We start from the raw sequence: 15,512 nt of genomic DNA, 5'->3' as shown, positions 1-15,512 counted from the left end.
CTGACATTCATCGACACACTATTGAGTTCTCAAAGAACACACGCACAAGCTTCCACCCACAACATTTCGTAGGGGCTTCGGCAGGGCAAGGGTTCATACTTTAGCGCAGGCAACCCATCGAAGCAAGTCCGGAGGCTGTAAACCCTGCACACATGATCAGTCAGGCGCTCATCGTCCTACCTCGTTTCCCTGCACCATCCGCCAGCCTCGAGAGGCTCAGCAGTTCGGCACCGGGTCGGTGTCCGTGTCGCTCTGACTCGAATTAAGTTACGCAGCCACGAACGCGAAGTCAAATCGGCTGGTCAGAGCCGGTTTTGGTCGACGCCCATGACTATCGGAGTCGATCATGGACGCCAGTCCGCGGGGAACCAGCTCGGGGCCTCGGCGGTGAAGCGGTCACGGCCCCACTGCCCCGCTCCGGCGGGAACCGCGCCGAGCAGCGGGGTCTCGGTGACCCGGGGCAGGTCGTCTCGATTGCAGCGCGAGGCGAGGTCGGGGTCCGTCGGCCAGGAACCGATGACCAGTCCGGCGCAGGGCACGCCGACGGCGGCCAGTGCGCGGGTGGTGAGTTCGCTGTGGTTGAGGGTGCCGAGGCCGGCGGCGGCGACGAGGAGGACCGGTGCGCCGAGTTTCTGCGCGAGGTCGAGCAGGGTGAACTCCCCCATCCGGACGAGCAGCCCGCCCGCGCCTTCGACCAGGACCAGGTCGGCGTCGCGCAGTGTGTCGATCGCGGCGACGGTCTCGCCGAGGGACAGCAGCGGCATGCCTGCGCGCCGGGCGGCGGTGTCGGGGGCGAGCGGTTCCGGGTAGCGGGCGAGTTCGAGGGTGCGGGCGACGCCGGACAAGCGGGTGACCTCGGCGAGGTCACCGGGTTCGCCGAGGGCCATCCCGGTCTGGGCGGGTTTGCACACCGCGACCGACCGGCCCGCGGCCTGGGCGGCGGCCGCCACGGCCGCGGTGACGACCGTCTTGCCGACATCGGTCGACGTTCCGCTGATCAGCAGCAGGCTCATGCCGTCACCACTTCCTTGCCGCGGGCCTCGGCGAGCACCTCGCCGAGTACGTCGGCGATGACGTCGAGTTCGGCGGCCGTGAGGTTCGCGCGGGCGGTCAGCCGCAGGCGGGAGGTGCCTTCGGGGACCGACGGCGGACGGAAGCAGCCGACGTCGAGGCCACGGGCCCGGCAAGCCTGGGCGGCGTCGAAGGCGAGCTGGGCTTCGCCGAGCACGACGGAGACGACCGCGGAGTCCGGTTCCGGTACGCCGGCGATCCGCGCGATATCGGCCGCGCGGTCGAGCACCCGCGACGCCATCGGGGGGTCGCGGCGCAGGAGACCGAGTGCGGCGCGGGCCGCGCCGACCGCGGCGGGAGCCAGGCCGGTGTCGAAGATGAAGGTGCGGGCGGCGTCGATCAGGTGGGCACGGATGCGGGCATCGGCGAGGACGACCCCGCCCTGGGCGGCGAACGCCTTGGACAGGGTGGCGGTGATGACGAGGTCCGGTTCACCGGCCAGGCCCATCTCGTGGACCAGGCCGCGACCACCCGCGCCGCGCACACCGAGCCCGTGCGCTTCGTCGACGATGAGGACAGCGCCGTTGGCCCGGCTCACCCGGTGCAAGTCGGCGAGCGGGGCCAGGTCGCCGTCGGCACTGAAGACCGAATCGGTGAGGACCAGCGCGCGTTCCTCGGAGCGCTCCGCGAGCAGGCGTTCGACCGCGGCGACATCACGGTGCGGGGCGATCTCGACTCTGGCCCGCGACAGCCGGCACGCATCGACCAGGGAGGCGTGACTGCCGGCATCGGAGACGACGAGGGTGCCGCGCCCGGCGAGTGCGGTCACCGCGCCCAGGTTCGCGGCGTAACCGGAGGCGAAGACCAATCCCGTTTCAGCGCCGACGAATTCGGCCAGTTCGGCTTCGAGCTGTGCGTGTTCTGCGGTCGTTCCGGTGACCAGGCGGGAACCGGTGGACCCTGCCCCCCAGCGACGCACGGCGGCGATCGCGCCCTCGACTACCTCGGGATGGCGGACCAGTCCGAGGTAGTCGTTGGACGCCAGGTCGATCGCGGGCGACTCGGCGGCGCGCACGCGCAACTGTCTGCGTAGCCCGGCGTCGACCCGCTCGGCCGCGCGCTCGTCCAACCACCTCAACGGATCCGTACTCACAGCTGAGGAGCTTACTTGAACGCCGTTCAGGGGCATCATCCGAGCGAGGCCTTGACCGCGGCGCGCACGGCGCCGGTGAGGGTGGCGATGTCGTCGGTGGTGCTGATGAAGGGCGGCATCGTGTAGACGAGATTGCGGAACGGGCGCAGCCAGGCGCCCGCGTCGACGGCGGCGTCGGTGGCCGCGCGCATGTCGACCGGTTCGGCGAGCTCGACGACGCCGATCGCCCCGAGCACCCGCACGTCGGCGACGCCAGGCAGTCCGGCGATCGGCTCCAGGCCCACCCGCAGTTCGGATTCGATCCGGGCGACCTCGCCGCGCCAGTCCCGCGAGCGCAGCAGTTCGATCGAGGCCACCGCGACAGCGCAGGCCAGCGGATTGCCCATGAAGGTGGGCCCGTGCATCAGACCGCCGTGCGCCGCGCTGATCGTCTCGGCGATCCTGGCGGTGCACAGCGTGGCGGCCAGGGTCAGATAGCCGCCGGTCAGTGCCTTGCCGACGCACATCACGTCGGGCGCGACGCCGACGTGGTCGGCGGCGAACAGCGCGCCGGTGCGGCCGAAGCCGGTGGCGATCTCGTCGAAGACGAGCAGGACGTCGTTCTCGTCGCAGATCCGGCGCAGTTCGGTGAGGTAGCGCGGGTCGTGCCAGCGCATCCCGCCCGCGCCCTGGACGACCGGTTCGACGATCACGGCGGCCAGCTCGTCGCGATGGGCCGCGACGGAGTGTTCGAGCTCGGCGACGTAGTCGGGTTCGAAGCTCACCGGTGGCGTGGGAACGAAGACCTGCTCGGTGAGGACGTCGGTCCACAGCGTGTGCATGCCGCCGTCGGGGTCGCACACGCTCATCGGGGTGAAGGTGTCGCCGTGGTAGCCGCCGCGCCAGGTGAGCAGCCGGTGCTTGCCCGGCTTGCCGACGCCGCGCCAGTACTGCAGGCACATCTTCGCCGCGACCTCGACCGAGACCGAGCCGGAATCGCAGAGGAATACCTTGTCCAGCCCGGCTGGGGTGATCTCGACGAGCAGCTGGGCCAGCCGGGTGGCCGGTTCGTGGGTGAGCCCGCCGAACATCACGTGACTCATCCGCTGCGACTGCGCGAGCAACGCCGCGTCGAGCACCGGGTGCCGGTAGCCGTGCACGGCCGCCCACCAGGAGCTCATCCCGTCGACGAGCTCGCGGCCGTCGGCCAGGGTGAGCCTGGTGCCCGCCGCGCTCGCGACGACCAGCGGTTCGGTGGTCGCGGGGAAGCCGCCGTAGGGATGCCAGACGTGTTCGGCATCGAGGGCGGTGATCTGCTCGGGAGTCAGGTCCACAGGTTTCCTCGTCGTCGCCCGGTGCCGCCGGAACGACGGCCTTGAACACCGTTCAAGTTATCACCTACGGTTCGCGGCCGACGTGCTGATCGGCGATGACACCGGGAATGCGCGCCAGCGCGGTACGAACTTCGCCGAGAGTGACCCCGCCGAGTTCGGCCGCGATCGCCTCCTCGATCCGGCGAATATGCTCGCCTGCCAGGGCGAGAGCCTTGCCACCCGCCGCGGTCGCGACGATCAGCCGCGCCCGCCGGTCCGCGGGGTCGGGGCGGCGTTCGACATAGCCGGACCGCTCGAGGTGCGTGACGAGTTCGCCCATCGACTGCTGGGTCATCCCCGCCGCTTCGGCGAGCGCGGTCACCCGCGAGCCGCCCGGTTCCAGGTACCGGAAGACGGCGTAGTGCGCGGGTCCGCCCGTGCCGCTACAGCGGCTGATCTTCGGTGGACTGGCAGCGCTGGCCCGGCGCACCGGCTACGCCCGGCGGCTGCTCGCGGCCACGAGGCGGCCCGATGCCCGCTGACCAGGCGTGACGAAGCACCCACCGCACACCCGCGCGGGCGGGGACCGGATTCCTCTACTGTCGTAGCATGTCGAGCCCGAACGACCGATCCGGTGAGGTGACCCCACTGGGCGTCTGGCCCGGCACCGCCTATCCGCTGGGCGCCACCTACGACGGCGCGGGCACGAACTTCTCGGTGTTCTCCGAGGTCGCGACCAAGGTCGAACTGTGCCTGATCGCCAAGGACGGCTCCGAGACCAGGGTGAATCTCGACGAGGTCGACGGGTATGTCTGGCACGCCTATCTGCCCGCGGTGACGCCGGGTCAGCGGTACGGCTTCCGCATTCACGGCCCCTATGAGCCGGAGCTCGGATTGCGCTGTGATCCGAGCAAATTGCTGCTCGATCCGTACGGGAAGGCCTTCGACGGACAGTTCGTCAACGATCCGTCGCTGTATACCTACGGGCTGGATTCGCTGGGCCACACCATGACCGGGGTGGTGATCAACCCGTTCTTCGACTGGGGCGCCGACCGGCCGCCGAACCGGCCGTATCACGAGACGGTGATCTACGAGGCGCACGTCAAGGGCATGACGATGACGCACCCCGACATCCCCGAGGAACTGCGCGGCACGTACGCGGGCCTGGCGCATCCGGCGATCATCGGGCATCTGAAGAGCCTGGGCGTCACCGCGATCGAGCTCATGCCGGTGCACCAGTTCTTCCACGATCACGTGCTGACCGATCAGGGCCTGCGAAACTACTGGGGCTACAACAGCATCGGCTATCTCGCCCCGCACAACCAGTACTCGGCCCGCCCGCGTGGCGATGCCGCGGTCGCCGAGTTCAAGGCGATGGTGCGCGCGATGCACGCCGAGGGCATCGAGGTGATCCTCGACGTGGTCTACAACCACACCGGCGAGGGCAACCATCTCGGCCCCACCCTGAGCCTGCGCGGCATCGACAATGCCGCCTACTACCGGCTCGACGAGACCGACCCGGAGCGCTACAAGGACTACACCGGCACCGGTAACAGTCTCAATGTGCGGCATCCGCACACGCTGCAGCTGATCATGGACTCGCTGCGCTACTGGATCGTGGACATGCACGTCGACGGTTTCCGGTTCGACCTCGCCGCGACGCTGGCGCGCGAATTGCACGACGTGGACCGGCTTTCCGCGTTCTTCGACCTGGTGCACCAGGACCCGATCGTGAGCCAGGTCAAGCTGATCGCCGAACCGTGGGACGTCGGCGAGGGCGGCTATCAGGTCGGCAACTTTCCGAGCCTGTGGACCGAGTGGAACGGCAAGTACCGCGACACGGTGCGCGACTACTGGCGCGGTGAACCAGCGACGCTTGGCGAGTTCGCCTACCGGCTGACCGGCTCCTCGGACCTGTACGAGTCGACCGGCCGGCGCCCGGGCGCGAGCATCAACTTCGTCACCGCGCACGACGGGTTCACCCTGCGGGATCTGGTGTCCTACAACGAGAAACACAACAACGCCAACGGCGAGGGCAACCGCGACGGGGAGAGCCACAACCGGTCGTGGAACTGCGGCGTGGAGGGCCCGACCGACGATCCGGAAATCCTGGAACTGCGAGCCCGCCAGCAACGCAATCTGCTGGCCACCCTGATCTTGAGCCAGGGCACGCCGATGCTGGCCCACGGCGACGAGATCGGCCGCACCCAGCTCGGCAACAACAATGTGTACTGCCAGGATTCGCCGCTGGCGTGGATGGACTGGTCGCTGGCACAGACCAATGCCGACCTGCTCGAATTCACCCGCTCGGCGATCGCCCTGCGCACCGCGCATCCGATCTTCCGGCGCCGCCGCTTCCTGGCCGCCGGACCCGGTGACGGACGGGACCGCAAACGCGAAATCGCGTGGTTCACCCCCGGCGGCGCCGAGATGACCACCGACGACTGGCACAGCGGCTTCGGCAAGTCCCTGGCCGTGCTGCTCGACGGCGACGGTATCCCCGAACCGGGACCGCGGGGCGAACGCATCAGCGACGACTCGTTCCTGCTGTGCTTCAATGCGCACGACGAAGCGCTCGAATTCGTGCTGCCAGGGCCGGAGTTCGGTGCCGAATGGACACTGGCCCTGGATTGTTCGACCCCCACCGGCGCGGCCGACGCGGTGTATCCCGCGGCCGCGTCGCTCCCCGTCCCCAGTCGCTGCCTGCTCGTCCTGCGCCGAACCACCTAGCCGAAACGATGACCGAGACCTACGTGACCGATCCGCTGACCCTGCTGCATCGCGCGCCCATCCGGCCGAGCACGGTGCGCAGTACCTACCGGCTGCAACTGCGGCCGGACGCGCTCACCTTCGCCGATGCCCGTGCCATCGCCGAATATCTGCAGCAGCTGGGGATCTCGCATCTGTATCTGTCGCCGATCCTCACCGCGACGCACGGCTCGACGCACGGGTACGACGTCACCGACCCCACCACGGTGTCGGCCGCGCTGGGCGGCCCGACCGGTCTCAAGGCGCTGTCGGACGAAGTGCGCAGTCGCGGGATGGGTTTGATCGTCGACCTGGTGCCCAATCACGTCGGCGTCGCCGATCCGCGGCAGAACCCGTGGTGGTGGGACGTGCTGCGCAACGGCCAGAAATCCAAGTACGCCAGGTACTTCGACATCGACTGGAGCCCCGGCAACGGCGCGGGCGGCCGGTTGGCGCTGCCGGTGCTGCAGAACGAGAACGACCCGGCCGCACTGACCGTCGACCGCTCGGGGCCGGAACCGATGCTGGCGCTGCACGATCTGCGGTTCCCGATCGCGCCGGGCACCGACGGTGACAACGCGCTGCGCATCCATGATCGCCAGCACTACCGGCTGGTGAGCTGGAAGGCCGGGGTGTGCACCTACCGGCGGTTCTTCGCGGTGAACAGCCTGGCCGCGATCCGCCAGGAGGACCCCGAGGTCTTCGAGGCGACCCACCGCGAGCTCGCCGCCTGGTGCGAACACGATCTCATCGACGGTGTGCGCGTCGACCATCCGGACGGCCTGTCGCACCCCAGCGCGTACCTGACCCGGCTGCGCAGGCTGATCGGCCCGCAGCGGCTGCTGCTGGTGGAGAAGATCCTCGCCAACCGCGAACCCCTCGATGCGACGCTGCCGGTCGACGGCACCACCGGGTACGACGCGCTCGCCGACCTCGGCGGAGTGCTGATCGACCCCGCGGGCGAGGCGACGATGACCGAGCTGTCCCAGCACGTCGCCGGACACGGCAGCGACCGGGCGTGGTTCGGCGAGACCGAGCACCGGATCAAGCGCGCGGTCGCGGAAACCATTCTCGCGCCGGAGATCCGGCGGCTGGTCGCCGCGATCAAACGCGACGGAAACGCGGGCAGTTTCGACACGCTCGCGGTGAGCAACGCGACCATCGAGGTGCTGGCGTTCATGCCGGTGTACCGGGTGGACTACGCGCCGCTGGCCGGGATCACCGCGGCCGTGGTCGCCGAGGTGGAGAAGCGCAATGCCGAGCTCACCGCGCCGCTGTCGGTGCTGGTGACCGCGCTGGCCAAGGGCCGCGAGGCGGCGACCCGGTTCTCCCAGGTGTGTGGTGCGATCACCGCCAAGTCGGTCGAGGACACCATGTTCTACCAGGGTGCGCGGCTGGTGTCGCTGCAGGAGGTGGGCGGCAATCCGGCGCGGTTCGGCCACTCCGTCAACGACTTCCACCTGTCCAACAGCGAACGCTCGCAGCGCTGGCCCGCCACCATGACGACGCTGTCCACCCACGACACCAAGCGCGGCGAGGACGTGCGCGCCCGGATCGGGGTGCTGTCGCAGGTGGCCGATATCTGGTCGCAGCGGGTGCGCGGCTGGCTGGAGACGACACCCGCGCCGGATGGTGCGACGGCGTTGTTCCTGTTGCAGAACATGTTCGGGGTGTGGCCCGCCGACGGGCGGCCCGCGTCGTCGGTGCCCGGTCTGCGTGATCGGCTGCATCTGTTCGCGGAGAAGTCGATTCGAGAGGCGGGCGTCAAGACGTCGTGGGAGGAGCCGGACGCGCAGTTCGAGGCGGCGGTGCACGGCTGGCTGGACGCGGTCATCGACGGTCCGGTCGGCACCGGTATCGGCGATCTGGCGCACGAGCTCGCACCACACGCCTGGTCGGATGCGGTGGCGCAGAAGCTGTTGCAGCTGTGCGGTCCCGGCATCCCGGATATCTACCAGGGCACCGAGCTGTGGGAAGACTCCCTCGTCGACCCCGACAATCGGCGGCCGGTGAACTTCGCGGTCCGCGCCGGGTTGCTCCAATCCCTTACCGAGCCACCGACATTGGACACGACGGGCGCGGCGAAGATGTGGGTGGTCGCCTATGCGCTGTGGTTGCGCAGGGAGCGGCCGGAGTGCTTCGTCGGCGGAATCTATCTGCCGCTGTATGCCGTCGGGGAGCACGCGCAGCGGCTCGTCGCCTATGGTCGCGGGCCGGCGGGCGAGGCGCCCGAGGTGATCGTCGCGGCGACCAGGCATTCCGTCGGGCTGGCCGCGACCGGCTGGCTCGATACGACACTGCAACTGCCGGAAGGCAATTGGATCGACCGGCTCACCGGCAACACCTTCGCGGGCAGTGTCCGGATCGACAAGCTGTTCGCCCGTCTCCCGGTCGCCCTGCTGGTGCGCTGACGGCGCTCACGGCCGGTGGGCCAGCACCGCGAACATGGTGACCGACAGGTGGTAGTCCCCGGTCACGACGCCGTCGGTCACCGTGGCGATCAGGTCGGCGGCTTGTTCCTCGGTGATCACCGAGGCGGCGCGACCGGCGGCCACCATCTGGCCGACCAGCTGCGTCGTGCTGTCCGCGTCCCAGATCACCGCCTGTGAGGCCTGGTCGTCGATGACGAAACCCGCGTTCACCAGCAACCCGCGCAGCAGCCTGCCGGAGCCGGGATTGGCGGTGCCGGCACGCATCAGATCGGAGAGCGCGGCGACGACGTCGCGGTCACCGGGATGCAGGATCGCGGTGTACCAGTCGCTGTCGACGAGGGCAACACGGCCGCCGGGGCGCAGCACGCGGGCGATTTCGGCGGTCGCGGCGGCCGGGTCGTCGAGATGCTGGAAGACCCGTTCGCAGCGGACCAGGTCGACGGAATCGTTCGGGAGCGGCAGCTCGTAGGCGGTGCCTTCGAGATATTCGGCGGCGGTGCCGCTCGCGCGTTGCCTGGCCACCGCCAGCATGGCCGGATTCGGGTCGACGCCCACCGCGCGGCCGTGCGGTCCGACCCGTTCGGCGAAGGCGAGCACCTCCGAGCCGGTGCCTGATCCGATGTCGAGGGCGGACTCCCCCGGCCGCGGTGCGAGGGCCTCCAGCACCCAGTGCCGCATCCGGACGACACCGGGCAGCGCGGCCTGCAGGTCGAGCAGGGTGACCAGGAGATCGTCCGCGACACCGGCGTCGTCGGCGCGGAACGAGGGCAGCTGCTCGTCGGGAACGGCCATGTCGATGACGCTACGCCGCACGCGAACGCGAGGCCACGATGTCGTGGCCCCGCGTTCGCGGTCTGTGTTCGAGTGGTCAGTGGCCGGTGCCGCGCAGGCCCCGGTACTGCAGTGCGGCGAAGGCGCCGACCGTGACCGCCTGCATCACCGCCCAGACCGCGCCGGCCACGGTCAGCCCGAGGACGCCGGTGACCAGGGCGAGCAGACTCGCGACGACCCAGGTCGCGTTGCCGATCGCGACCGCCGCCGCACCGCGCCGGGGCACGGGTGACTTCCGGCCGACCACGGCGACCGCGAGGCCGTAGGCGGTGAGGAAGGCGCCGATGGCGAGGCCTGCCCGGGAATCGAGGCCGAGCAGCCGTTCCAGCGGCTGTGCCAGCGCGAGGTAGGCGAGGCCGTTCACGGTGGTGACGACGGCGTCGAGGCGCAGCGACAGCCGCAGCAGCGGCTCGCCCGGAGCGAGCAGGGTGGACAGGCGGGACGGGGCGGTGGCGGTGGTCATGGCGGATCTCCTGGTTCGGGAAGGGTGGGTCAGGCGGGAGCGGGGACCTGGTCGAGGAAGCCGTAGACGCTGTCGATGCGACCGTCGGCGAGGACGGCGACGTCGAAGCCGATCACCACGGGGTCGCCGTCGGCGGGACCGAGGCCCCAGGTGAAGCGCACCTGGTCGTGGTGGGCGTCGACCGGGCCGGCCAGCCGGAAGGTCCAGTCGGGGAACTGGGTCTGCACGCCGGCGATGGCCGCCTCGAGTTCGGCGTGGCCGGTCACCGCGACCAGGGGGTCGACATAGCGCGCCTCCGGGGTGAACAGGCGGGCGACAGCGGAGCGGCGGGCGCCGGGTTCGCGGGTGTTCCATGCCTCCAGGTACTGTGCGACGACGGTGTTCATCTCGACCTCCGAAATATGCTGTGAGCTGGTGTTTCGCTGGTTGTTCCTGCGATGACACCTACGGTATGGCGCACCGGGGGTCCGTCGAATCAGTCGCCTATAGGTACTTCTCGCGAGGTAGGCACCGCCGGTACCGGTACGGCGATACCGTGGTGCGCATGCTGCACGGACGCGAAGCCGAACAGGCCACCATCGACGACCTGCTGACGGGGGCGCGGGCCGGGCGCAGCGGGGCGCTGGTGCTGCGCGGCGAGGCAGGCATCGGCAAGTCCGCGCTGCTGGATTACGCGGCGGCGCAAGGTATTCCGACGGTGCGCAGCGCGGGCATCGAGTCGGAGGCCGAATTGCCTTTCGCCGCACTGCATCTGCTGGTGCGGCCCGGGATGGAGCTGGTGCGGCAGTTGCCGCCGCGGCAGCGCGAGGCCATAGAAGCCGCGTTCGGTCTGGGCGACAGCACCCCCGCCGACCGGATGCTGATCGGCCTCGCCCTGCTGACGCTGCTGGCCGAGGAAGCGGCCGAGGGCCCGCTGCTGTGCCTGATCGACGACGCGCACTGGCTGGACCGGGCGACGGCGCAGACGCTGTTGTTCGCGGCCCGCAGGCTCGACGCCGAGGGCGTGGTGATGCTGTTCGCCACCCGCACCGGCCCCGACGACTTTCCCGCGCCCGGCCTGCCCGAACTGGCGCTGTCCGGTCTGCGCGCCGACGCGGCGGCAGCGCTGCTCGACGCCGGACCGACCCGGCTGACGCCGGCGACGCGGTATCGGTTGCTCGCGGAGTCGGGCGGCAATCCGCTTGCGCTGCTGGAACTTCCGTCGGTGGTGGGCGCGACGGACGACCTGAATCCACTGCCACTGACGCAGCGACTACAGCTGGCTTTCCACGGCCGGATCGCCAGGCTCCCGGCCGCCACCCGGACGATCCTGCTCGTTGCCGCAGCATCGGGCGCGGGAGACCTCGCGCCGGTGGTGCGCGCCGCCGCAGTACTGGGTGCGGCGCTGCCCGATCTGCAACCGGCCGCGGACGCCGGCCTGATCAACACCGACGGACAGACTCTGACGTGGCGTCACCCGCTGTCCCGCGCCGCGGCGTACCAGGGTTCCGCACTCACCGACCGGCTCGCCGCCCACCGAGCCCTCGCGGATGCACTCGACGGCGGCAACGACACGGCCGATCTGCGTGCTTGGCATCTCGCTTGTGCCGCAACGGGTCCCGACGAGCAAGCCGCGACCGCGCTCGAGCACACCGCCGATCGGGCCAGGCGCCGCAACGGATTCCACGGCGCGGTCGCCGCCTACGATCGCGCCGCGGCACTGAGTGTCGACACCGAGGCCCTGCTGCGCAGGCTCGTCCTCGCTGCCGAGACCGCCACCGAGGCCGGGCTCACCGACCAGGCGGCCCACCTCGCCGACCGCGCCGCGGCACTGAATGTCGACACCAGAGCCCGGCTACGCAGGCGAGCCTCGGCCACCGGAGCCGAACTCGACGAGGGCGCCACGCACTCGGCCGACCGGGCCGCGGCGCCGAACGCCGGCGCTCGAACGCGCGGGCGCGCCCTCGCCACCGAGGCCGCCCTGACCGACCGGGCTGCTGCGCAGTCCGTCGACGGCGAGTACGACCTGCGCCTCGCGCTGGTACGCGCGCAGGCTGAATTCGCCGCGGGCAAACCGGGTTCCGCACATCGTCGGCTGATGGCTGCGGCGATCGGATCGGCAGCAAACGATCCGCGAGGGGCGGCGCGCATCCTCACCCGAGCGGTGCACACGGCCTGGTATCTCGGACCCGCCGAACTTGACGAGGTCGCCGATCTGGCGGCCACGCTGCGGCTGGACGAAGACGATCCGACCACCCCTATCGTGCGCTACCTGACCGGGTCGGTGGCCGGACACCGCACCGTCGACCTGCGCGATGCGGCAGACACGGCCCGCGCCAACGGCGCCGACAGTCCCGCCGACCTGGTCCAGTTGTGCGGCAGCGGGCTGGTCGTGGGACAGGACGACCAGGTCGGCGAGCTGGCCGACGAGCTCATCGCCGAGAGCCGGGAGCAGGGGCGGATCGCGTTGCTCGCGCCGCTGCTGTTCTTCCGTTCCGAGGCCGCGCTGTTCGGTGGACGGCCGGGCGAAAGCAGGGTCGCGGCCGAGGAAGGCTTGCGGATCGCCGAGGACATCGGCCAGCCGCAGTGGATCAGCCAGCTCAGCGCGTTTCTGGCCTATCTGGCGGCACTGCGCGGTGACGAGCAGACCTGTCGCGCGCACGCCGATCGCGCGGCGGCCGAGGAGTTCGGTGGAGCGCAGTCGGTCGGGGCGCCGTGGGCGCACGCGGCGCTGGCGCTGCTCGCTCTCGGCCGGGGCAGGCTCGAGCAGGCCAGAGCCGAGCTCGAGCACATGACGATCGAACCGGCCCGCCATCACGTCAGCGGGTTGCGCTGTCTCGCTGACCAGATCGAGGTCGCGACCCGGCTCGGCGCCACCGAGCAGGCGACCGAGGCGCTGGCCAGGCTCACCGCGTGGTCGGCACGGGCGGGACAGGAGTGGATCGCGGCGCTGGCGGCCAGGGGCAGTGCGCTGCTGGCCGACGGACCGAGCGCCGAACAGCACTTCCTGGCCGCGCTCGCGGGGAACCGTCCCTTCGACGAAGCCCGCACGCGCCTGCTCTACGGCGAATGGCTGCGCAGGGACAAGCGCAAGGTCGACGCGCGCGGGCAGCTGGAACAGGCGCTCGAGCTGTTCGAACGGCTCGACGCCACGCCCTGGTCCGACCGGACCCGCACCGAACTGGCGGCGCTCGGGGTGGGTACCGGCGCCAAGGCGAGCAAGGGACCGCTCAGCGTGCTGACCCCGCAGGAGTCACAGATCGTGCGACTGGCCGCGCAGGGACTGTCGAATCGGGAGATCGCCGCGCGCTTGGTCCTGAGCCATCGCACGGTCGGGCATCACCTGTACAAGGCGTATCCGAAATTGGGTGTGCTCTCGCGCGGGGAGCTCAGCGAGCTCGACCTAGCGCAGTGAGTGCGCGCGGGCGGCGCCGACCGACCAGCGCAGGGCGGCGACGGCGGCCGCGGCCAGCACGGCGGACTGCGCCGAACCGAGGATCAACAGCAGCAGGGCGCCCACGACGAGCCCGGCGACCAGCGCCTCGAGCTTGTAGACCGGCCAGGCACTGCCCGCGATGTCGACCGTCGCGGATGCTGCCGATGGGGTGACCACTGCCATGCACACAGGATAGACGCACGCTGAAGTTCGGGCCACCGAACTTTCGCGGACAGGCTTGTCGGGAACATCACACGACGAGCGATCGTTGTGCAGGTCATGCCACTGACAGGAGAGTACGCACCGAGCACTTCGGACTGGGCCCGCAAGCAGGCCGAGACCTACGAGAACTCCGGCGGAGCCACCGGCACGTCGCTGCAGGGTAAGCCCGTCGTCCTGCTCACCACCAAGGGCGCCAAGACCGGCAAGCTGCGCAAGACGCCGCTGATGCGCGTCGAGCACGACGGTGAGTACGCCGTCGTCGCCTCGCTGGGCGGCGCGCCGAAACACCCGGTCTGGTACTTCAACATCACGGCCGAACCGCACGTCGAACTGCGCGACGGCACGGTCACCAAGGACTACACCGCGCGCGAGGTCTTCGGCGAGGAGAAGGCGCTGTGGTGGGAGCGTGCGGTCGAGGTGTGGCCGGACTACGCCGAGTACCAGAAGAAGACCGATCGCCAGATTCCGGTCTTCGTCCTCACCCCGCGCTAGCGCGTCCCGGCCCACCGAACCCGTCGCCCGGCGGGTTCGGTGCAGGCCACGGGAGGCGCGCTCTCGGGGCGGCTTCCGCGCCTCGGTAGCATTTACCGGGTGTCCCCCATCGCTGACGTCGCAGAAGTGTCCGTAACCCGTCCGCCGCTGACCGCGGACGAGATCGACGCCGCCGCCAAGCGAATTTCCGACATCATCGAGCCGACTCCGCTGCAGTACTCCGCGCGGCTGTCGGCGAGCACCGGTGCGCAGGTGTACCTCAAGCGCGAAGACCTCACCGCGGTGCGCTCGTACAAGCTGCGCGGCGCCTACAACCTGATGGTCCAGCTCACCGCCGCCGAACGCGCGGCGGGTGTCGTCGCGGCCAGCGCGGGCAACCACGCGCAGGGCGTTGCCTTCGCCTGCCAGGCGATGGGCGTGCGCGGGCGGATCTACGTGCCGACCACCACCCCGAAGCAGAAGCGCGACCGCATCCGCGTGCACGGCGGCGAGTTCGTCGAGCTCATCGCCATCGGCGAGACCTACGACGCGGCCGCCGCGGCCGCCGCCGCCGATGTCGCCCGCACCGGCGCGACCATGGTGCCGCCGTTCGACGACCCGCGCACCGCCGCGGGCCAGGGCACCATCGCCGCGGAATTCCTCGAGCAGCTCGGCGCCGCGCCGGACCTGGTCATCGTCCCGGTCGGTGGTGGCGGTTGCCTCGCGGGCATCGGCACCTACCTGCGCGAACGCGCGCCGCAGACCGGTCTGCTCGGTGTCGAACCCGCCGGCGCGGCCTCGATGACCGCGGCGCTGGTCGCGCACGGCCCGGTGACGCTGCCCGAGATCGACCCGTTCGTCGACGGTGCCGCCGTGCGCCGTATCGGCGACCTGCCCTACCAGGCCGCGGCGTCGTTCGGCGGAGAGGTGGTCTCGCACGCCTCGCTCCCGCTGCTCACGACCACCGATTCCTCCACCGGTACAGCGACTTTCCGGATGATGCACGTCGACGAAGGCGCCATCTGCACCGCGATGCTCGACCTGTACCAGAACGAGGGCATCATCGCCGAGCCGGCGGGCGCCCTGGCCACGGCGGCACTCGCCGAGGTCGATATCGAACCGGGGACCACGGTGGTCGTCCTGGTCTCCGGCGGCAACAACGACGTCTCGCGCTACGGCGAGATCATCGAACGCTCGCTGGTGCACCGCGGACTCAAGCACTACTTCCTCGTCGACTTCCCGCAGGAACCCGGTGCGCTGCGCCGCTTCCTCGACGATGTCCTCGGTCCCGACGACGACATCACCATGTTCGAGTACGTCAAGCGCAACAACCGCGAAACCGGGGCGGCGCTGGTCGGCATCGAACTCGGCGCCACCGACGATCTGGCGTCGCTGCTGCATCGCATCGAGGAGTCCCCGATCCAGGCCGAGCGCCTGGAACCGGGTTCTCCCGCCTATCGCTACCTCACCTAGG

At 70.3% G+C, this 15,512-nt stretch carries 13 protein-coding genes; 5 read left to right on the top strand and 8 right to left on the bottom strand.

Annotated elements, in window-relative coordinates:
• Window positions 1-344: 344 nt before the first annotated feature.
• The 4 genes from bioD to IEY60_RS34940 all read right to left on the bottom strand — a co-directional run bounded on the left by bioD (window position 345) and on the right by IEY60_RS34940 (window position 3,946).
• Window positions 345-1,013 (bottom strand): dethiobiotin synthase, encoded by a 669-nt coding sequence (bioD, locus tag IEY60_RS34955; protein ID WP_189034840.1) that lies wholly within the window; start codon window positions 1,011-1,013, stop codon window positions 345-347.
• A complete protein-coding gene (locus tag IEY60_RS34950; protein WP_229740399.1) occupies window positions 1,010-2,200 on the bottom strand; it encodes an 8-amino-7-oxononanoate synthase in 1,191 nt (396 codons plus the stop codon). Before IEY60_RS34950 ends, bioD begins: the two co-directional genes overlap by 4 nt.
• On the bottom strand, window positions 2,200-3,477 hold the full coding sequence (locus IEY60_RS34945) for an adenosylmethionine--8-amino-7-oxononanoate transaminase (RefSeq protein WP_189034838.1): 1,278 nt from the start codon (window positions 3,475-3,477) through the stop codon (window positions 2,200-2,202). The genes IEY60_RS34950 and IEY60_RS34945 overlap by 1 nt, the downstream gene beginning before the upstream one ends.
• 64 nt (window positions 3,478-3,541) lie before the next feature.
• Window positions 3,542-3,946: a MarR family winged helix-turn-helix transcriptional regulator gene (locus IEY60_RS34940; protein WP_189034837.1), complete on the bottom strand. Its 405-nt coding sequence runs from the start codon at window positions 3,944-3,946 to the stop codon at window positions 3,542-3,544.
• A 119-nt stretch (window positions 3,947-4,065) separates the two neighbouring features.
• Here IEY60_RS34940 and glgX point away from each other — a divergent pair, with 119 nt between their 5' ends.
• Together glgX and treY are read left to right on the top strand one after the other, a co-directional pair.
• Entirely contained in the window at window positions 4,066-6,186 is a 2,121-nt protein-coding gene (gene glgX / locus IEY60_RS34935; RefSeq protein WP_189034836.1) for a glycogen debranching protein GlgX, read from the top strand.
• Between the two features lie 8 nt (window positions 6,187-6,194).
• Entirely contained in the window at window positions 6,195-8,615 is a 2,421-nt protein-coding gene (treY, locus tag IEY60_RS34930; RefSeq protein ID WP_229740398.1) for a malto-oligosyltrehalose synthase, read from the top strand.
• A gap of 6 nt (window positions 8,616-8,621) precedes the next feature.
• Here treY and IEY60_RS34925 read toward each other — a convergent pair whose 3' ends face one another.
• The 3 genes from IEY60_RS34925 to IEY60_RS34915 all read right to left on the bottom strand — a co-directional run bounded on the left by IEY60_RS34925 (window position 8,622) and on the right by IEY60_RS34915 (window position 10,316).
• A complete protein-coding gene (locus IEY60_RS34925; protein ID WP_189034835.1) occupies window positions 8,622-9,428 on the bottom strand; it encodes a methyltransferase domain-containing protein in 807 nt (268 codons plus the stop codon).
• 76 nt (window positions 9,429-9,504) lie between these two features.
• Window positions 9,505-9,930 carry a hypothetical protein gene (locus IEY60_RS34920; RefSeq protein WP_189034834.1) on the bottom strand — a complete coding sequence of 142 codons (426 nt, stop codon included), beginning with the start codon at window positions 9,928-9,930 and terminating at the stop codon, window positions 9,505-9,507.
• A gap of 29 nt (window positions 9,931-9,959) precedes the next feature.
• Window positions 9,960-10,316, bottom strand: a complete 357-nt coding sequence (locus IEY60_RS34915) for a nuclear transport factor 2 family protein (protein WP_189034833.1) — start codon at window positions 10,314-10,316, stop codon at window positions 9,960-9,962.
• A gap of 158 nt (window positions 10,317-10,474) precedes the next feature.
• Here IEY60_RS34915 and IEY60_RS34910 point away from each other — a divergent pair, with 158 nt between their 5' ends.
• On the top strand, window positions 10,475-13,324 hold the full coding sequence (locus IEY60_RS34910; RefSeq protein ID WP_189034832.1) for a helix-turn-helix transcriptional regulator: 2,850 nt from the start codon (window positions 10,475-10,477) through the stop codon (window positions 13,322-13,324).
• On the opposite strand, the gene IEY60_RS34905 is transcribed toward IEY60_RS34910, so the two are convergent.
• Window positions 13,313-13,528 (bottom strand): hypothetical protein, encoded by a 216-nt coding sequence (locus tag IEY60_RS34905; RefSeq protein WP_189034831.1) that lies wholly within the window; start codon window positions 13,526-13,528, stop codon window positions 13,313-13,315. The two genes, IEY60_RS34910 and IEY60_RS34905, sit on opposite strands and share 12 nt — an antisense overlap.
• 96 nt (window positions 13,529-13,624) lie before the next feature.
• On the opposite strand from IEY60_RS34905, the gene IEY60_RS34900 reads away from it, so the two are divergent.
• Together IEY60_RS34900 and ilvA are read left to right on the top strand one after the other, a co-directional pair.
• Window positions 13,625-14,059, top strand: a complete 435-nt coding sequence (locus IEY60_RS34900; protein WP_189034830.1) for a nitroreductase family deazaflavin-dependent oxidoreductase — start codon at window positions 13,625-13,627, stop codon at window positions 14,057-14,059.
• A 108-nt stretch (window positions 14,060-14,167) separates the two neighbouring features.
• Entirely contained in the window at window positions 14,168-15,511 is a 1,344-nt protein-coding gene (gene ilvA / locus IEY60_RS34895) for a threonine ammonia-lyase IlvA (RefSeq protein ID WP_373291811.1), read from the top strand.
• Window position 15,512 lies beyond the last annotated feature (1 nt).

This window comes from Nocardia rhizosphaerihabitans, assembly GCF_014646295.1.
GTDB classification, from domain to species: Bacteria; Actinomycetota; Actinomycetes; order Mycobacteriales; family Mycobacteriaceae; genus Nocardia; species Nocardia rhizosphaerihabitans.
Note: the sequence above shows the minus strand (reverse complement) of the source record. Positions and strands in the feature narration are given on the sequence as shown.